19 protein-coding genes and 2 riboswitches are annotated in these 17,556 nt (G+C 74.1%); of the genes, 9 read left to right on the top strand and 10 right to left on the bottom strand.

The window, feature by feature from the left end:
- Positions 1 to 518: 518 nt before the first annotated feature.
- The 3 genes from Phou_RS04415 to Phou_RS04405 are packed head-to-tail and all read right to left on the bottom strand — an operon-like array spanning position 519 to position 1,714.
- Positions 519 to 923, bottom strand: a complete 405-nt coding sequence (locus tag Phou_RS04415; protein WP_218578720.1) for a DUF3224 domain-containing protein — start codon at positions 921 to 923, stop codon at positions 519 to 521.
- A 36-nt stretch (positions 924 to 959) separates the two neighbouring features.
- A complete protein-coding gene (locus tag Phou_RS04410; protein WP_173053765.1) occupies positions 960 to 1,301 on the bottom strand; it encodes an MmcQ/YjbR family DNA-binding protein in 342 nt (113 codons plus the stop codon).
- 5 nt (positions 1,302 to 1,306) lie between these two features.
- A complete protein-coding gene (locus tag Phou_RS04405; protein ID WP_173053763.1) occupies positions 1,307 to 1,714 on the bottom strand; it encodes a hypothetical protein in 408 nt (135 codons plus the stop codon).
- A gap of 78 nt (positions 1,715 to 1,792) precedes the next feature.
- Here Phou_RS04405 and Phou_RS04400 point away from each other — a divergent pair, with 78 nt between their 5' ends.
- Positions 1,793 to 2,140, top strand: coding sequence for an MmcQ/YjbR family DNA-binding protein (locus tag Phou_RS04400; RefSeq protein ID WP_173053761.1), 348 nt, complete (start codon positions 1,793 to 1,795; stop codon positions 2,138 to 2,140).
- Here Phou_RS04400 and Phou_RS04395 read toward each other — a convergent pair.
- The 4 genes from Phou_RS04395 to Phou_RS04380 are packed head-to-tail and all read right to left on the bottom strand — an operon-like array spanning position 2,129 to position 3,818.
- Positions 2,129 to 2,536: a VOC family protein gene (locus Phou_RS04395; protein WP_173053759.1), complete on the bottom strand. Its 408-nt coding sequence runs from the start codon at positions 2,534 to 2,536 to the stop codon at positions 2,129 to 2,131. The genes Phou_RS04400 and Phou_RS04395 overlap by 12 nt on opposite strands.
- Before the next feature lie 4 nt (positions 2,537 to 2,540).
- Positions 2,541 to 2,897 carry a hypothetical protein gene (locus Phou_RS04390; RefSeq protein WP_173053757.1) on the bottom strand — a complete coding sequence of 119 codons (357 nt, stop codon included), beginning with the start codon at positions 2,895 to 2,897 and terminating at the stop codon, positions 2,541 to 2,543.
- Entirely contained in the window at positions 2,894 to 3,625 is a 732-nt protein-coding gene (locus Phou_RS04385) for a CbtA family protein (RefSeq protein ID WP_173053755.1), read from the bottom strand. Before Phou_RS04385 ends, Phou_RS04390 begins: the two co-directional genes overlap by 4 nt.
- 4 nt (positions 3,626 to 3,629) lie before the next feature.
- Positions 3,630 to 3,818 (bottom strand): CbtB domain-containing protein, encoded by a 189-nt coding sequence (locus tag Phou_RS04380; RefSeq protein WP_173053753.1) that lies wholly within the window; start codon positions 3,816 to 3,818, stop codon positions 3,630 to 3,632.
- A 34-nt stretch (positions 3,819 to 3,852) separates the two neighbouring features.
- A riboswitch (cobalamin riboswitch) is annotated at positions 3,853 to 4,025 on the bottom strand.
- Between the two features lie 51 nt (positions 4,026 to 4,076).
- Between Phou_RS04380 and Phou_RS04375 the strand changes: the two genes are divergently transcribed.
- Genes Phou_RS04375 through Phou_RS04365 form a run of 3 tightly spaced genes read left to right on the top strand, consistent with a single transcriptional unit; the run spans position 4,077 to position 7,869 of the window.
- On the top strand, positions 4,077 to 5,939 hold the full coding sequence (locus Phou_RS04375; protein ID WP_173053751.1) for a VWA domain-containing protein: 1,863 nt from the start codon (positions 4,077 to 4,079) through the stop codon (positions 5,937 to 5,939).
- Positions 5,939 to 6,541 carry a cob(I)yrinic acid a,c-diamide adenosyltransferase gene (gene cobO, locus Phou_RS04370; protein WP_173053749.1) on the top strand — a complete coding sequence of 201 codons (603 nt, stop codon included), beginning with the start codon at positions 5,939 to 5,941 and terminating at the stop codon, positions 6,539 to 6,541. Before Phou_RS04375 ends, cobO begins: the two co-directional genes overlap by 1 nt.
- Positions 6,535 to 7,869 (top strand): cobyrinic acid a,c-diamide synthase CobB, encoded by a 1,335-nt coding sequence (locus tag Phou_RS04365; RefSeq protein ID WP_173053747.1) that lies wholly within the window; start codon positions 6,535 to 6,537, stop codon positions 7,867 to 7,869. The genes cobO and Phou_RS04365 overlap by 7 nt, the downstream gene beginning before the upstream one ends.
- 320 nt (positions 7,870 to 8,189) lie before the next feature.
- Here the strand turns inward: Phou_RS04365 and Phou_RS04360 are convergent, their stop codons facing one another.
- Entirely contained in the window at positions 8,190 to 9,008 is an 819-nt protein-coding gene (locus Phou_RS04360) for an NmrA family NAD(P)-binding protein (RefSeq protein WP_173053745.1), read from the bottom strand.
- A gap of 57 nt (positions 9,009 to 9,065) precedes the next feature.
- Here Phou_RS04360 and Phou_RS04355 point away from each other — a divergent pair, with 57 nt between their 5' ends.
- Positions 9,066 to 9,524 (top strand): phosphoribosyltransferase, encoded by a 459-nt coding sequence (locus Phou_RS04355; RefSeq protein WP_173053744.1) that lies wholly within the window; start codon positions 9,066 to 9,068, stop codon positions 9,522 to 9,524.
- 86 nt (positions 9,525 to 9,610) lie between these two features.
- Entirely contained in the window at positions 9,611 to 9,781 is a 171-nt protein-coding gene (locus Phou_RS04350; RefSeq protein WP_173053742.1) for a hypothetical protein, read from the top strand.
- Here the strand turns inward: Phou_RS04350 and Phou_RS04345 are convergent.
- Positions 9,778 to 13,290, bottom strand: a complete 3,513-nt coding sequence (locus Phou_RS04345) for a cobaltochelatase subunit CobN (protein ID WP_173053740.1) — start codon at positions 13,288 to 13,290, stop codon at positions 9,778 to 9,780. The two genes, Phou_RS04350 and Phou_RS04345, sit on opposite strands and share 4 nt — an antisense overlap.
- 52 nt (positions 13,291 to 13,342) lie before the next feature.
- A riboswitch (cobalamin riboswitch) is annotated at positions 13,343 to 13,428 on the bottom strand.
- Positions 13,429 to 13,482: 54 nt separating this feature from the next.
- Here Phou_RS04345 and cobG point away from each other — a divergent pair.
- The 3 genes from cobG (at position 13,483) to Phou_RS04330 (ending at position 16,806) form a co-directional block, all read left to right on the top strand.
- The gene (gene cobG / locus Phou_RS04340) at positions 13,483 to 14,622 is read left to right on the top strand and encodes a precorrin-3B synthase (protein WP_218578719.1); all 1,140 of its coding nucleotides are present in this window, start codon (positions 13,483 to 13,485) and stop codon (positions 14,620 to 14,622) included.
- 76 nt (positions 14,623 to 14,698) lie between these two features.
- Complete coding sequence (locus Phou_RS04335; protein ID WP_173053738.1) at positions 14,699 to 15,319, top strand: precorrin-8X methylmutase; 621 nt, start codon at positions 14,699 to 14,701, stop codon at positions 15,317 to 15,319.
- Complete coding sequence (locus tag Phou_RS04330) at positions 15,319 to 16,806, top strand: precorrin-2 C(20)-methyltransferase (protein WP_173053736.1); 1,488 nt, start codon at positions 15,319 to 15,321, stop codon at positions 16,804 to 16,806. The genes Phou_RS04335 and Phou_RS04330 overlap by 1 nt, the downstream gene beginning before the upstream one ends.
- Here Phou_RS04330 and Phou_RS04325 read toward each other — a convergent pair.
- Positions 16,784 to 17,518 (bottom strand): cobalt-precorrin-6A reductase, encoded by a 735-nt coding sequence (locus Phou_RS04325; protein WP_173053734.1) that lies wholly within the window; start codon positions 17,516 to 17,518, stop codon positions 16,784 to 16,786. The genes Phou_RS04330 and Phou_RS04325 overlap by 23 nt on opposite strands.
- Positions 17,519 to 17,556: the final 38 nt, after the last annotated feature.

Here is a 17,556-nt window from a genome sequence, read left to right as displayed (position 1 = left end):
GGGGCGGATCCGCACCACGATCTGAGCTTTGGGGCCGAGGTGGGCGATCCGTCCACAGCAGAACGGCGTCGCAGGGAAGGATGCGCGCTCGAAGTCTCTACAGATCTGTCGTAGCCGGCCGCCCGGGGCGATCTGGACCGCACTGGCTCCTTGATCGGCGTCGACAAGAGGGCCCCACGGAGCGGATCGTGGTCGGTTGCGGCCCCTGGAGAGCAGATCGACCTCACCCTCCGCGGTCGCTCAGCTCAACCCAGGAGCCCGCTCCGGCAGATCTTGGCAAGTTAGCGTCGAAATAACGCGCTAACTCACCAAGATTCGAGGCTGACACCGACCCCAACTGATCGACAGTCACAGACTGCGACGACGGTGCCGAACTGCGGGCTGACTCGCGCACTCCCGGCGCCTGGCGACCGCGGAGGGTGAGGCCGCGGGAGCAACGGTCTAGACCACGGCGGACGTCGCGGTAGCCCGGATCTCTTTGGGTTGGATCTTTCAAGGTCGTGGGGTCCGGACCAGAGCTAGAGCGTGTACTCCAGGGTGTATGCGTGGCCACCGTCGGCGTCGACGGTGATCTGGCCGGTGCCGCGGATGGTGCGGAGGTCGCCGGTGCCGGAGTCGGGCACGATGGCCCAGTGCAGTGCCTGGCCGGCGTCCGCGTCGGCGGTGGCACTGTGGTGCAGGACGAACGTGCCGGTCCGCCCGCCGGCCGTGCCGCTGAAGCGCTCGAACCCCACGTAGGCCGCGGAGGTCTCGACCTGCGTCGTGCACATCAGGATGCGGGTGCTGCTCGTGCCGGTCAGGTCACCGGTGAAGGTCTTCGTCACCGTCGCCTGCGCCAGCGTCGCGCCCTCGGCCTCGGCCTCGTCGAAGGTTTCCTGGTCCCAGCCGTCGATGGTGAACGTGCCCTTGGCGTACTCCGTCATGTGCCACAGCATGCCGCACGACCCTGACAACCGGTGTCAGGTAGGGCGCTCGCGTTTGGGTAGTTTGGCGAGCACCGCGTCGTACGAGCCGTCGACCGCCTCGCGGATCTCGTCGTCGGGGATCTTGCCGCCGATGCGGAGGGAGTTCCACCCGGAGCGGCCGATGTAGGCCGACGCCGACGCGTCCTCGGGGTAGCGGAGCAGCCACTCGTCGGCGACCTCGCGGTTGGGCCCGCACTTGACGCCGACGCCCTCGCCGGACCCGAGGAACGCGAAGATCTTGCTGCCGACCTTCACCACGACGTCGCCCTCCCAGGGCTCGTCCTGCCACGCACCCGGCTTGGCCAGGCAGTACGCCAGCAGCTCATCCCACGTCATGCCCCTCAGGCTATGAGAAGACCGACGCCGAGGGTGACCGTGCCGGCGGCGAGGGCGGCCGCGCCGAGCCAGAGGACCCAGAAGAAGCGGTTGGGCTGGGTGATGCCGCGCCCGGCGGAGGAGGCGAAGAAGCCGCCCGACATGAGGATCGCGGCCGCCGGAACGCCGAGGCGCGCGACCCAGTCGGCCGCGCCGCTCAAGGTGGTGGCGTCGGCGAGCACCTGGCAGATCAGGCCGAGCGTCACGAGCACCCCGGCGTGGGCGTGGCCGGCCCGCGCGAACGCCTTCTGGAAGTCGGTCATCGGCACCTGGCCGCGGACGATCTTCGTCATGAACCAGCCGCCGAACTCGATCGTCACGATCGTGATCAGCAGCACGCCGGCGACGTACCGGCTTTCGTCGCTCAGCAACATGATCTTGTCCCATCTCGATCTAGCCACTGTCTAGTTACGGGCCGACCATAGCACGGGCGCCGGAGGTACGGTAGGCCGATGGTGACCGCGGACGACATCCGCGCGGTGGCGCTCTCGCTCCCGCGCGCGTACGAGGCGATGGTGCGCGACCGCGTGAAGTTCCGGGTCGGCCAGATCGTTTTCGTGGCGCTCTCCCGGGACGAGACCGAGATGGGCTTCGGCTACCCGAAGGAGGAGCGCGCCGCGCTGATCGCTGCCGAGCCGGACAAGTTCTTCATGCCGATCAAGTCGGACGAGCGCTACAACTGGGTGCAGGTCTGGCTCGCGAAGATCGACGAGGCGGAGATGCGCGAGCTCGTCACCGACGCCTGGCGGATGTGCGTGCCCAAGAAGGTCATCGCGGAGTACGAGGCGTCACTGCGCTGACTCGCCCAGCTCCTGAAAGATCGTCAGCTGCAGGTGGGCCGGGCCGTCGACGCGGGCGTTGAGCGAGTCCCACGGGGTGCGCCGCGGCTCGGCGATCACCTCGAGGCCCGCCTCGGCGGCCCGCGCGGTCGCCGCCGCCGAGTCCTCCACCTCGAAGGCCACCCGCACGTGCCCGGCCACCCGGCGCCCCACCTCGACGTCGTCGATGTACTCGGCGTAGGACGGCTCGATCAGCTCCAGCGTCGCCCGGCCCGCCTCCAGGATCGTGACCCGCCCGTCCCCGTCAGGGCGGTGGTAGGTCGCCTGCTCGGTCAGCCCGAGCACGTCGCGGTAGAAGCGGAGCGCGGCCTCGTAGTCGTCGGCCGTCACGGCCAGTCGCAGCTGTCGCACAGTCATGATCTCAGTGTGCCTTCCACCGCGGCGCCGGGAAGGCCAGTGCCCGAAGAGCGGGCGGCATCGGCGCCACGCCGGGACCGCCGGCGCGCACCCACTCGGCGATGCGCGACTCCACGTCGCCGTCGAGCACGGTGCCCAGCCACACCGGGCGGGCGCCACCGCGCCGCGCCTCGGGTGCGGGCTGCACGACGACCACGTTGGACTCGCCGCAGACGTTGAGGCAGCCGCTGGTCCGCACCCGATGGTGGTGGCCCGCCGCGGCGCGCAGGCGACCCACCTGGCCGTCGTGGTCGACGCCCGGGTGTTTGCGGGCGGTGCCGCAGCAGCAGCCGCGGCACACCGTGACCGTGACCGCGCTCACGCCGGCGCGGGCGCCGCGACCGTGCGGGGCGTCAGCAGCAGGCCGAAGCCCAGCCCCAGCACCGTCCACAGTGTCGCCAGCTCGCCCAGCGACGCCAGCCGGAAGTCCCACAGCAGGGCGGCCGGGATGTCCGAGGGCACGCTGTCGGGGCTGGCCGGCCACGTCATGAGCAGCGCGATGTATCCGACGGCGGCGACCGACACCGCGAGCGCCGCGCGGTGGGCCGGCGGCCACGGGCGGGCGGCCAAGCGGTCGTGCACGAGGAAGGCGAGCCACGTCACGGCGACCGCGGCCGCGATCAGCGTCAGGTACTGCACGGTGCGCTCGGTGACGGTGTCCGGGTCGCCGACGCCGGGCGGGTTTGGCGGGTACTTGAGCGCGGGCAGCAGCACGACCGTCGTGAAGCCGATCAACGCCAGCAGCGCCGACCGTCCAAAGTCGGTGGTGGCCGGCAGCCGGTGCCGCACCCGGGCGAAGACCACGCCCACCACGAGCGCGAGGCACACGGCGACGGCGACCGCCGCGAGCATGCCGCCGAACACCTGTGTCGCGCGGCCGAAGACCGGCTCCTCATGCGCTCCCGCTCCGGAACGGGTCTCCTCGATCACGAGCGCCTTGTCGATCTGCGGCTCGACGACGAGCAGCGCGACGAGCGCGGCGGCCACGCCGGCGAACAGCCCGGCCAGAGCCGCCCGGCGCAGCACGGCGCCGAGGGTGAGGGAGGACATGGCGCTAGTGGCAGGGAACGCCGAGCGCGTGCCGCCCGTCGTGTGTGAACTCGTGGATCTGCTCCGCGAACGCTGTGCCGTTGAGCTGCAACAACACGAACACCGCGAGCAGTGCGAACGCCACGAGCAGCCAAGCGGCGACGGGCACGCGGATCTGGGTGACGGATGCGGTGGGTGGCGAGGGTGCGGCCATGCCAGGTGTTCCTCTCGTCCATGCCTCGTGGCGATGCGGTCCAACTGCCACGGCCGGTCTCCTGGCTCCCGGATCAACGCGCTCCCACGACCTTCCCAGACCGTCGCCGGTCCAGTGGTGCAGCGGGGGAGCACTCCCCGGTCACAGTGGCGAGGACCACGCCGGAATCTCACCGGCTTCCCGAGCACCGTGGCGTGGGCAGCGTAACTCCGGACAGGTGTTTGACGCCAGCCCTCCGGCTGGGCCAGCATGGCCGGCATGCCCGCGGCCTACCCGTTCTCCGCGATCGTCGGCCTCGCCGACCTGCGGCTCGCACTGCTGCTCACCGCCGTCAACCCGGCGATCGGCGGCGTGCTCGTCCGCGGCGAGAAGGGCACCGCGAAGTCGACAGTCGTGCGCGCGCTCGCCGCGCTGCTGCCCGAGATCGACGCGGTCCGCGGCTGCCGCTTCGCCTGTGATCCGGCCGCGCCCGACGCCGAGTGCCCCGACGGGCCGCACGCCGCCGACCCGCCGGTCACCCGGCGCCGATCGTCCCTTGTGGAGCTTCCGGTGGGCGCGACGGAGGACCGCGTGGTCGGTACGCTCGACATCCAGCGCGCGCTCGCCGACGGCGTAAAGGCTTACGAGCCAGGGATTCTGGCCACCGCCCACCGTGGACTGCTCTATGTGGACGAGGTCAACCTCCTTCCCGACCACCTGGTCGACCTGCTGCTCGACGCGGCGGCGATGGGCCGCGCGCACGTGGAGCGGGACGGTGTGTCGGTCAAGCACGCGGCGCGCTTCCTGCTCGTCGGCACGATGAACCCGGAGGAGGGCGAGCCGCGCCCGCAGCTCGTCGACCGCTTCGGCCTCGTGGTGTCGGTGACCTCGCCGGACGAGCCCGCGCCGCGGGCCGAGGTGGTGCGGCGGCGCCTGGCGTACGACGCGGACCCGGACGGCTTCGCCGCGCGCTGGGCGGCCGAGGATGCCGAGCTGGCCGGGCGGATCGTGGCCGCGCGGGAGAGGCTGGCTTCGGTGCGGCTGCCGGACGGCGAGCTGGACCGGATCGCCCGCATCTGCTTGGCGTACGGAGTGGACGGCCTGCGCGCCGACATCGTCGTGGCGCGGGCGGCGCTGACGCTCGCGGCGTGGCACGGGCGGGACGAGGTGAGCGCCGGCGACATCCGGGACGCCGCCCGGCTGGCGCTGCCGCACCGGCGCCGCCGCGACCCGCTCGACCCGCCCGGCACCGACGAGGAGCGGCTGGAGGAAACACTGTCCAATGAGGACCCGCAGCCGGAGCCGGACCCGCCGGGCGGCCGTGGCACGCGGTCCGATGAGGACGGTGAGGACAGTGCGGGCGATGACGCGGCGGAGCAGGCGGCCGCCGCGCCCGGACAGCCGTACCGGCCGCGTGTGCTGACGCTGCCCAAGACCGGGGAGCGGGCACACGCGGGCCGGCGCTCACTCGCGTACGCCCGGCGCGGCCGCGTGGTCGGCGCGCGCCTGCCGCAGGGCGCCGGTGCGCCGCACCTGCCCGCCACGCTGCTGGCGGCGGCCGCGCGGGGCAGCCGCACTGTCGAGCCGGCCGACCTGCGCGAGGCGGTGCACGTGGGCAAGGAGTCCAACCTCGTGCTCTTTGTCGTCGACGCGTCCGGCTCGATGGCCGCGCGGCAGCGGATGACGACCGTCAAGGCGGCGGTGCTGTCACTGCTGCGCGACGCCTACCAGCGGCGCGACCGGGTCGGCATGATCACATTTCGGGGCGCCGGCGCGGACGAGGTGCTGCCGCCGACCTCCAGCCACGAGGTGGGCGTGCAGAAGCTCGCCCGCCTGCGCACCGGCGGTCGCACACCGCTGGCCGCCGGGCTGGAGGCGGCCGCGCGCACGCTGCGCGCCGAGCGCCGCCGGGATCCACGCCGCCGCCCGCTGCTCGTGCTCGTCACCGACGGCCGCAACACGGCGGGACCCGACCCGCTGGGCGTGGTGCCGTCACTGGCCGGCACCACGTCCGTTGTGGTCGACTGCGAGGCCGGGCCGGTGCGGCTGGGCCTCGCGCGGCGGCTGGCCGTGGCGCTCGACGCGCCGTGCGTGCCGCTCGCGCAGCTGTCAGCCACCAACCGGTTGGGGAGGGCGGCCTGATGCCGCAGGGCAAGCCGGACACCGTGCCAGACGACGGGCTCACCACGCGCGAGCGGCGGCGCCAGCCCGTCCTGGCCGTCCACACCGGACAGGGCAAGGGCAAGTCCACGGCCGCGTTCGGGATGGCGCTGCGGGCGTGGAGTGCCGGCTGGCCGATCGTGGTGTACCAGTTCGTGAAGAGTCCGAAGTGGAAGGTCGGTGAGGAGGCGGCGCTCCGCGCGCTCGGCCGCACCGGCGAGGGCGGCGCGGTCACCTGGCACAAGATGGGCGAGGGCTGGTCGTGGATCCAGCGCCCCGGCACGGAGCGCGACCACGCGGCGGAGGCGGCCGAGGGGTGGGCGCAGGTCAAACGCGACCTGGCCGCGGAAGCCTACCGGTTCTATGTGCTCGACGAGTTCACGTACCCGATGAAGTGGGGTTGGGTCGACGTCGCGGACGTCGTGGCGGCGCTGCGCGACCGGCCCGGCTCGCAGCACGTGGTGGTCACCGGGCGCGAGGCGCACCCCGACCTCGTCGCCGCGGCCGACCTGGTGACCGACATGACGAAGGTCAAGCATCCGATGGACGCGGGGCGCAAGGGGCAGCAGGGCATCGAGTGGTGACCGTCCCACGCCTGGTCATCGCGGCGCCCGCCTCCGGGCACGGCAAGACGACGGTCGCGACGGGGCTGCTGGCCGCGTTCGCCGCGCGGGGCACGCGGGTGGCCGGTTTCAAGGTGGGCCCCGACTACATCGACCCGGGCTACCACACGCTCGCCGCCGGCCGCCCCGGCCGCAACCTCGACCCGGTGCTGGTGGGTGAGGAGCGGATCGGCCCGCTCTTCGCGTACGGCGCCGCGGGTGCCGAGCTGGCGGTGGTCGAGGGCGTGATGGGCCTGTACGACGGGCGCGTGGGCGCCGGCGACTTCGGCTCCACCGCGCACGTTGCCGCACTGCTCGCCGCGCCGGTCCTGCTCGTCGTCGACGCGTCCGCGCAGGGGCGGTCGGTGGCGGCGCTGGTGCACGGGTTCCGGTCGTTCGGCAGCGTGCGGCTGGCCGGCGTGGTCCTCAACCGGGTCGGCTCCGACCGGCACGAGGCGCTGCTGCGGGACGCGTGCGAGGAGGTCGGCACGCCGGTGCTCGGCGTGCTGCGCCGCCACTCAGCGGTCGCCGCGCCGTCACGGCACCTGGGCCTGGTGCCCGTGGTGGAGCGTTCCGCCGACGCCACCGCGTCGGTGTCCGCGCTCGCCGACCTCGTGACCGCCGGCGTCGACCTCGACGCGGTGCTCGCGGTGGCCCGGGCCGCGCCGCCGCTGGCCTCCGCGGCGTGGACACCCTCCTCTGTGGAGCCGATGCCGGGCCGCCCGGTGGTCGCGGTCGCGGGCGGCCCGGCCTTCAGTTTCGGCTACCCGGAGACGGTCGAGCTGCTGCGCGCGGCCGGCGCCGAGGTGTCCACAGTGGATCCGCTGCGCGACGAGGCGCTGCCCGAGGGGGCGCGGGCGCTGGTGGTGGGTGGCGGCTTTCCCGAGGTGTACGCGGACCGCTTGGCCGCCAACGCGCCACTGCGCGCCGCGGTGGCCGCGATGGCCGCGCGCGGCGCCCCGATCGCGGCCGAGTGCGCGGGCCTGCTGTGGCTGTGCCGCACGCTCGACGGCGCCGAGATGTGCGGCGTGCTGGACGCCGACGCCACGATGACCGACCGCCTCACTCTCGGCTACCGCGACGCCGTCGCGCTGAGCGACAGCTCAGTCGCGCCGGCCGGCACGCGGGTCACCGGCCACGAGTTTCACCGCACGGCGGTCACCCCGCGGGCGGGCGGCGCACCCGCGTGGGCCTGGCGCGGCGCCGGGCCGGAGGGCTTCGTGGTGGGCGGCGTGCACGCCTCCTACCTCCACCTCCACTGGGCCGCCCACCCCGAGATCGCCCACCGCCTTGTCGCCGCCGCGTCGTGACGTTCCTTCCAGACAGACGTGCCCCCGTCCGCGTCACCTGCGGACCGCACGCTCCCGCGGGCACCGCTGCGGTCGGCGGCTCGCCAGGGCTCGCCGAAACCCCGACCTCCGCTGCCGGCTCCGCGCGACAAGCCCGCCACCGGGTGGCCGTGATGCTTGGCTGAAGTCCCGGCAACAGTCGCGAGCAGCTGGGCGCATCGGTGCGCCCAGCTTGAGAGGCAGCTCGCGGTGGGCGCCGCCCGACCCCCGCGGAGGGTGAGGCCGCGGGAGCAACGGTCCGGACCACGGCGGACGTCGCGGTAGCTCACATCTGCTGTCTCTCATTCCTTCCAGGCGCCGCGGGCGGCGGCCTCGGTCGCGTAGGTGTGGAAGCTCTTCGGCGGGTGACCGGTGATCCGGCGCACGGTGTCGGTGGCGCTCTGGTCGCCCTGCTCGCGCAGCGCGGTGAACGCCGCGATCTCCTGCCGGGTCTGCTCCTCGGGCAGGCCGAGCGCGGCCTGCTGGGCCAGGTAGTCACCGTCGGTGCCGCCGAACCGGACCGGGCGCCCGGCCGCCTCGCCGACGATGCGCACCGCCTCGGCGAACGACAGCGCGTCCGGGCCGGTCACCTCGTAGCTGTGGCCGGCGTGCCCGTCGCCGGTGAGCACGGCGGCCGCGACGGCGGCGATGTCGTCCGCGTCGACGAACGCCTGCCGCGCGTCGCCCAGCGGCACGGCGAGCGCGCCGGCCACCACCGCGGGCTGGAAGAAGCCCTCGTCGAAGTTTTGGTCGAACCAGTCCGCTCGCAGGATCGTCCAGTCGGCGCCCGACCCGCGCACCGTGCGCTCCGCGCTCATCAGCCGCTCGTCGCCCATGACCTCGATGCCCCGGCTGGACAGCAGCACGATGTGCCGCACGCCCCGCGTGACGGCGCGCTCGACGAAGCGGGGGTCGACGGGCAGCTCGTGGGGCGCCATCAGGTAGAGCCGGACGGCGCCGGAGAGCGCGGAGTCCCAGGTGCCCGGGTCGGACCAGTCGAACCGCACGTCGCCGTGGCGCGACGCCGCCCGCACGGTGGCGCCCGCTGAGCGCAGGCGCCCGGTCAACCGCCGGCCGGTGGTGCCGGTCGCGCCGAGCACGAGTATCGCGTCTTTACTCATGCCCTGGAGCCAAACAGACAGGTACGACAAAAAGGCCGGCCCGCATATGGTGGCGGCATGACGGAAGATCGTGAGGTGCTGGACTGGGCCATGTTCGGCCGCGCCAGCCGCGAGCTGGCAAAACGCGTGTCGGACGACGGCTACCGTCCCGACCTGATCCTCGCCATCGCGCGCGGCGGCCTGTTCCTGGCCGGCGCGCTCGGGTACGCGCTGGAGGTGAAGAACCTCCACGTGATGAACGTGGAGTTCTACACGGGCATCGACGAGCGCCTGGACATGCCGGTCATGCTCCCGCCCGTGCCGCAGGTCGTCGACCTCGCCGGCGCGCGGGTGCTGATCGCCGACGACGTGGCCGACACCGGCGCCACGTTGAAGCTGGTGCACGACTTCTGCCGCGACCACGTGGCCGAGGTGCGGTGCGCCGTCCTCTACGAGAAGCCCCACACGAGCGTCCGCTGCGAGTACGTCTGGAAGCACACCGACCGCTGGATAAATTTCCCCTGGTCCTCCGATTGATTGGGGTGCTTGTACCAACCTGTGGTACGCGGGAGACTTCGCGTTGGGCATATTGCGACACGCTCCCAGCGAGGAGGACGAGCTCCGTGAGCGAGTTTTCAGAACGGCTGCCCGATGTCGCCATCTCCGTGGGCGCGGTCGCGGTGGCGCGGCGTGCCCACGAGCTGGGCCTCACCCTCACGCCCGAGCAGTGCGACGAGCTGGCTCGGGTGGCGCTGGAGGCGGGCACGCAGTACCTCGACGTCGAAGAAGGCTAGCGGCCCTCCAGGTCACCCTCCGTGGCCAGGTACGCCTCGCGGAGGCCCTCCAGCACCGCCGGGTCGGGGTACTCCCACAGCTTGCGCTCGGCGGCTTCCAGCAGGCGTTCGGCGATGGCGTGCAGGGCCCACGGGTTCGACCGCTCCAGGAAGGCGCGGTTTTCCTCGTCCAGCACGTAGGTCTCGCCGAGCTTGTCGTACATCCAGCCGGCCACCACGCCGGCCGTCGCGTCGTAGCCGAACAGGTAGTCCACTGTGGCCGCCAGCTCGAAGGCACCCTTGTACCCGTGCCGCCGCATGGCCGCGAGCCACCGCGGGTTGACCACGCGGGCGCGGAACACGCGGGCCGTCTCCTCGTGGAGGCTGCGCGTGCGCACGGCTTCGGGCTGGGTGCTGTCGCCGATGTACGCGGCCGGCGCCGCGCCGGTCAGCGCGCGCACCGTTGCGATCATGCCGCCGTGGTACTGGAAGTAGTCGTCGGAGTCGGCGATGTCGTGCTCGCGGGTGTCCACGTTTTTGGCGGCGACGGCGATCCTGCGGTAGGCCGACTCCATGTCGGCGCGGGCCGGCACGCCGTCGAGGTCGCGCCCGTAGGCGAAGCCTCCCCACGCCGCGTACACCTCGGCCAGGTCGGCGTCGTCTCGCCAGTTGCGGCTGTCGATGAGCGGGAGCAGGCCCGCGCCGTACGCACCGGGCTTGGAGCCGAACACCCGCGCGGTCGCCCGCCGCACGTCGCCGTGCTCGGCCAGGTCCGCGCTCACGTGGGCGCGGACGAAGTTTTCCGCCGCGGGCTCGTCGAGGTCGGCCACCATCCGGACCGCGTCGTCGAGCATCACGACCACATGGGGGAACGCGTCGCGGAAGAACCCGCTGATCCGCACCGTCACGTCGATCCGGGGCCGGCCGAGCTCGGCGAGGGGGATGGGCGCGAGGCCGTTCACCCGGCGGGAAGCCTCGTCCCACTGTGGACGGACGCCGAGCAGCGCGAGCACCTCGGCCACGTCGTCGCCGGCGGTGCGCATCGCGCTCGTGCCCCACACCGACAGCCCCACCGAGCGGGGCCACTCGCCGGTGTCCGCGCGGTACCTGGCCAGCAGCGAGTCGGCCATCGCCTGCCCCGTCTCCCAGGCGAGCCGGCTCGGCACCGCCTTCGGGTCGACGGAGTAGAAGTTGCGGCCGGTGGGCAGCACGTTGACGAGGCCGCGCAGGGGTGAGCCGCTCGGCCCGGCCGGGATGTACCGCCCGTCGAGCGCGCGCAGCACGTTTGTCAGCTCGTCGGTGGTGCGCGCCAGGCGCGGCACGATCTCGGTGGCGGCGAAGCGGAGCACCTCCGCGGCCGGACCGTCGGGCACGGCTTCGGCGTCCCAGCCGGCGCGCTCCATCGCCTCGACGAGGGCGCGCGCTTCGGCCTCGACGCGGTCGACGTCCTTGAGTGACTCGCCCACGCCCAGGGCCTCGCGCAACCCGGGCAGCGCGGCCACCCGCCCGCCCCACATCTGCCGGGCGCGGAGCATGGCGAGCACGAGGTTGACCCGCGCCTCGCCCACCGGTGCCACGCCGAGCACGTGCAGGCCGTCGCGGATCTGCGCGTCCTTCACCTCGCACAGCCACCCGTCGACGTGCAGCAGGAAGTCGTCGAACTCGGCGTCGTGCGGCCGGTCGTCCACACCCAGGTCGTGGTCGAGCCGCGCGGCCTGGATGAGGGTCCAGATCTGCGCCCGGATCGCCGGCAGCTTGGCCGGGTCGAGCGCGGCGATCGTGGCGTGCTCGTCGAGGAGCTGCTCCAGGCGGGCGATGTCGCCGTACGACTCGGCGCGCGCCATCGGCGGCACGAGGTGGTCGATCAGTGTGGCGTGCGCCCGCCGCTTGGCCTGCGTGCCCTCGCCGGGGTCGTTGACCAGGAAGGGGTACACCAGCGGGAGGTCGCCCAGCGCGGCGTCCGGCCCGCACGCGGCGGACATGCCGACCGTCTTGCCGGGCAGCCACTCCAGGTTGCCGTGCTTTCCGATGTGGACGATCGCGTGCGCGCCGAACGTGTCCGCCACCCATCGGTACGCGGCAAGGTAGTGGTGGCTCGGCGGCAGGTCGGGGTCGTGGTAGATGGCGATCGGGTTGGCACCGAAGCCGCGCGGCGGCTGCACCATCACGACCACGTTGCCGGCGCGGAGGGCGGCCAGCACGATGTCACCCGACGCGTCGACGTAGAGCTCGCCCGGTGGCGGCCCCCAGTGCCGCTCGATCCGCTCGCGCAGGGCGGCCGGGAGCGTCTCGTAGTACGCGATGTAGGTGGCCGCCGGGATGCGGACCGGATTGCCTTCGAGCTGCTCCTCGCTGAGCCAGTCCGGGTCCTGCCCGCCCGCGGCGATGAGCGTGTGCATGAGCGCGTCGCCGTCGTCCGGCAGGTCGCCGACGTCGTACCCCCGCTCGCGCAGCGCGTCCAGCAGCCGCACGGTGCTCGCCGGGGTGTCGAGGCCGACCGCGTTGCCGATGCGGGAGTGCTTGGTCGGGTACGCGGAGAGCATCAGCGCCACCCGCTTCTCGGTCGCCGGCACGTGGCGGAGGCGGGCGTGTGCGACCGCGATGCCGGCGACGCGGGCGGCGCGCTCGGGGTCGGCCACGTACACCGTGAGGCCGTCCGGGTCGATCTCCTTGAAGGAGAACGGCACCGTGATGATGCGCCCGTCGAACTCGGGGATCGCCACCTGCGTCGCCGCGTCCAGCGGGGACAGTCCGTCGTCTCCGGTGGCCCACGCGTCGCGCCCGCCGGTGAGGCAGAGTCCCTGCAGGATCGGCACGTCGAGCGCGGCGAGCGCACCCACGTCCCACGCCTCGTCGTCGCCGCCCGCGCCCACCTCGGCGGGACGCGTGCCGCCGGCCGCGAGCACGGTCACCACCAGCGCGTCGGCCTGCCCGAGCGCGGCCAGCAGCGCCGGGTCGGGGGTGCGCAGCGAGGCGCAGTACACGGGCAGCGGCCGCCCGCCGGCCCGCGTGACCGCCTCGCACAGCGCGTCGACGAACGCCGTGTTGCCGGCCACGTGGTGCGCCCGGTAGTACAGCACGGCGACGACCGGACCGGCACCTTCGGGCAGCTCACCGGCGCCCCACACCGGCGTCGGCTCGGGCGGCGCGAAGCCGTGCCCGGTCAGCAGCACGGTGTCGGACAGGAAGTGGTGCAGCTCGGCGAGGTTGTGCGGGCCGCCGTGCGCGAGGTAGGCATGGGCCTCCGCGCAGACCCCGCTCGGCACTGTCGACAGGCGCATGAGCTCCGCGTCCGGCGCCTGCTCGCCGCCGAGCACCACCACCGGGCGGGGGCCGGCCAGCAGCGCGTCGAGCCCTTCCTGCCACGCGCGGCGGCCGCCGAGCAGGCGGACGATCACGAGGTCCGCGCCCTCGACCAGGTCGGGAAGGTCGGCCACCGCCGTGCGTGCCGGGTTTGCCAGCCGGAACGGCGCGCCGCTCGCCCGCGCGCTCAACAGGTCGGTGTCGGACGTCGACAGCAGCAGGAACATGGCCACGGCCTCCCTCGGGATCCGCGTCCCGGGTCGAAGGTCACGGCGACCGGAGTGTCTGGCTCCCGGGCAGCGCTCGACGAGACGTGCTGCCCGGTGACAGTGGCGGGACCGCGCCGGACTCGCACCGGCTTCCTCCGCTTGTCGCCGCGGGTTGCGGACACCAGCGTAGCTGCCCGTAGTATCCGGCGCGTGCCCGACCTGCCCCACCCCCCGAGTCGTGGGGGGCACGAGAAACCGCGTTCCGGACCCGACGCCTGTCCCGGCGCCATCCAGGTGCACCAGGCCCGCGACGGCGGGCTCGCCCGGATCCGGGTGCCCGGCGGCGTTCTCTCCGCCGACCAGTGGCGGGCCGTCGTCGACGCGTCGGCTGAGCTGGGCGCCGGCGGGCTGGAGCTGACCTCGCGGGGCAACCTCCAGGTCCGCGGACTGGCGGCCGGGGCGGAGGCGGCGCTCGCCGACCGGCTGTCGGCGGCCGGCCTGCTGCCGTCCCTCACCCATGATCGGGTACGGAACATCGTCGCCTCCCCGCTCAGCGGCCGCGATGGACGAGGCGTGATCGACGTGCGCCCGCTGGTCGCCGCGCTCGACGCGGCCCTGTGCGCCGACCCCGCGCTCGCCGACCTGCCCGGCCGCTTCCTCTTCGCCCTCGACGACGGTCGCGGCGACGTGGCCGGGCTCGGCGCCGACGTGGCGCTGCGCGGGCGTACCCTCCTGCTCGCCGGCCGGGACAGCGGGCTGCGGGTGGCGCCCGGCGAGGCGGTGGCGGCGCTGCTGGCCGCCGCGCACGCCTTCCTCGCCGAGCGGGACGAGCACTGGCGACTGTCCGAACTGGACGATGGTGTGCACCGGGTGGCGGCGCGCCTCGGTGCGACGCCGCCCGGGCTGCCCGCCGCGCGTCCCGTCTCGTGGGGCCCGATCGGTGCGGTGCCGCAGGTGGACGGCCGGGTCGCGGTGGCGGCGGCGGTGCCGCTGGGGCGGCTCTCCGCGGCGCAGGCGGACGTGCTCCGCTCCGCGCCGGGCGTCATCGTCACCCCGTGGCGCGGCGTGGTGCTGCCGGACCTGCCCGACGACGGCTTCCTCGCCCGCCTCGACGAGGCGGGTCTCGCCACCGATCCCGATTCGCCGTGGGTGGGGGTGACCGCGTGCGTCGGCTCGCCCGGATGCGCCCGCGGGCACGCCGACGTGCGCGCCGACGCGCTCGACCACCACAGTGGACACCCGTCGCACGGCCTGCCCGTGCACTGGGTCGGCTGCGAGCGGGCCTGCGGCAGCCCGGCCGGCGAGCACCTGCGGATGGAAGCCACCCCGGACGGCTACGTGACGGCATGAGCGAGCGTAGCGAGCGAATCATTTGGCGCAGTGCGTTTGGAGTCTCGTGGCCGCCCGGAGCGAAGCGAGGACGGGCATGAGCGACTACCTGACGGATGGCGCGGAGATCTACCGGCGTTCGTTCGCGACGATCCGCGCGGAGGCCGACCTGTCGGGCCTGCCGGACGACGTGGCGCGGGTGGCCGTCCGGATGATCCACTCGTGCGGGATGGTCGACCTCGTCGAAGACCTCGCCTGGTCGGCGGGGGCGGTCGCGGCCGGCCGGGCGGCGCTGCGGGCCGGCGCGCCGATCCTCTGTGACGCCACGATGGTGGCCGCCGGGGTGACCCGCCGCCGCCTGCCCGCTGACAACGACGTGGTCTGCACGCTCGGCGACCCCCGCGTGCCGGCGCTCGCCGAGCGGCTGGGCACCACCCGCAGCGCGGCGGCCCTGGAGCTGTGGCGCGACCGCCTCGACGGCGCGCTCGTCGCGGTGGGCAACGCGCCGACCGCGCTCTTCCGCCTGCTGGAGCTTGTCGCCGAGGGTGCCGGGAGGCCCGCGGCGGTGCTGGGCATCCCGGTCGGCTTCATCGGGGCGGCGGAGTCCAAGCGCGCGCTCGCGGCCAGCGACCTCGAACACCTTGTGGTGCACGGCCGCCGCGGCGGCAGCGCGATGACGGCGGCGGCCATCAACGCCATCGCCAGCGAGGAGGAGTGATGGGTGCGGGGCGGCTGTACGGCGTGGGGCTCGGGCCGGGCGACCCCGAGCTGGTGACGGTGAAGGCCGCCCGGCTGGTGGAGCGGGCCGACGTGGTCGCGTACCACAGCGCCCGCCACGGCCGCAGCATCGCGCGGACGGTCGCGGAGCCGTACCTGCGCGACGGGCAGGTCGAGGAGGCGCTTGTCTACCCGGTGACGACCGAGACGACCGCGCACCCGGGCGGCTACCGCGCCGCGATCGACGAGTTCTACGCCGAGTGCGCCGCGCGCCTCGCCGCACACCTCGACGCCGGTCGGGACGTGGTGGTGCTGTGTGAGGGCGACCCGTTCTTCTACGGCTCGTACATGCACCTCCACAAGCGACTGTCGCACCGGTACACGACGGAGGTGGTGCCCGGCGTCACCTCGGTCAGCGGCGCGTCGGCGGTGCTGGGGCGCCCGCTCGTGGAGCGCGACGAGGTGCTCACCGTGCTGCCCGGCACCCTGCCGCCGGAGGAGCTGGCCCGCCGCCTGGACGGCTCCGGGCCGGCGGCGATCCTCAAGCTGGGCCGCACGTTTCCGGCGGTGCGCGAGGCGCTGGCCACGGCGGGCCGGCTGGACGAGGCGTGGTACGTCGAGCGCGCCACCACCGGCCGCCAGCGCACGGTCCCACTGTCCGGTGTGGATCCCGAGTCCGTGCCGTACTTTTCGCTCGCGGTACTGCCCAGCGGGGTGGCGGCCGCACGCGTGCCCGAGCCCGCCGCGCGCTCGGGCCCCGGAGAGGTCTCGGTCGTCGGCCTCGGCCCCGCCGGTCGCGACTGGACGACGCCGGAGGCGCAGGCCGTGCTCGGTGCGGCCGACGATCTGGTGGGCTACGGGCCGTACCTCGACCGGGTGCCGCCGAACCCGCGCCAGCGGCGCCACGCCTCAGGCAACACCGAGGAGGCGGCGCGCGCGGAGTACGCGCTCGACCTGGCCGTCGCCGGCTCCCGCGTCGCGGTGGTGTCCTCGGGCGACCCGGGCGTCTTCGCGATGGCGAGCGCGGTGATCGAGGTGGCCGCCCAGCCCAGGTACGCGGAGGTGCCGGTGCGCGTCGTGCCCGGGCTCACCGCCGCGCAGGCCGTGGCGAGCCGGGTCGGCGCGCCGCTCGGCCACGACTACTGCGTGCTGTCCCTTTCGGACCGGCTCAAGCCGTGGGACGTGATCGTCGAGCGGCTCGACGCCGCCGCCGGCACCGACCTCGTCATCGCCATCTACAACCCGGCTTCGCGCACCCGCACCTGGCAGGTGGAGAAGGCCCGCGACGTGCTCCTGAAGCACCGCGCGCCGGACACGCCGGTGGTCGTCGGGCGGGACGTGGGCGGGCCGGAGGAGCTCGTTCGGGTCGTGCGCCTCGCCGACCTCGACCCGTCCACGGTGGACATGCGGTGCCTGCTCATCGTCGGCTCGTCGACGACGCGCCAGGGCAGCGGAGGAGCGGTGTTCACGCCGCGCCGATACCCCTGAGCCACGCGACGGCATCGTCCACGGTGGACACCGTCGGTACGCCGGCCGCCCGCGCGGGCCGATCCACCATCACCACCGGGATTCCCCGCTCGCGGGCCGCGGTCAGCTTCGCCGCCGTCATCTCACCGCCGCTGTCCTTCGTGACGAGCACGTCGATCGCGTGCTCGCGCATGAGTGCCGCTTCGCCGTCCACCGTGTACGGCCCGCGGTCCAGCAGCAGGTGATGCCGCGCCGGCAGCGGGGGCGACGGCGGGTCGACGGTGCGCACGAGGAAGAAGAGCGGCAGTCCGGCGAAGGCGGCGAGGCTCTGGCGGCCGGTCGTGAGCATGACCCGCGCGCCGAGGCCGGGCAGTGTGGCGGCCGCCTCGGCGATGCCGGGCACGCGCCGCCAGTCGTCGCCGGGCCGCTCGCTCCAGCCGGGCCGGTGCAGCGCGAGCAGCGGCACGCCCGTGGCCCGGGCGGCGGAGACGGCCGAAGCGCTGATCCGGCTCGCGAACGGGTGCGTGGCGTCCACCACCGCGCCCACGCCCTCGGCCACCAGCCACGCGGCGAGCCCGTCCGGCCCGCCGAAGCCGCCCACCCGCACCTCACCCTCGGGGAGTGCCGGGTCGCGTACCCGCCCGGCGAGCGACGTGACCACCCGCCATCCGGCCGCGCGCGCCGCCAGCGCGCGGGCCTCGCCCGTGCCGCCGAGGATGAGCAGGGTTCGCACGGCTCCAGTCTCCCGACCCTGCCGGGCCGCCGTCACGG

Source organism: Phytohabitans houttuyneae, from assembly GCF_011764425.1.
Classification (GTDB): Bacteria; Actinomycetota; Actinomycetes; order Mycobacteriales; family Micromonosporaceae; genus Phytohabitans; species Phytohabitans houttuyneae.
The sequence above is the reverse complement of the archived record's forward strand: the minus strand, read 5'-3'. Positions and strand labels throughout refer to the sequence as shown.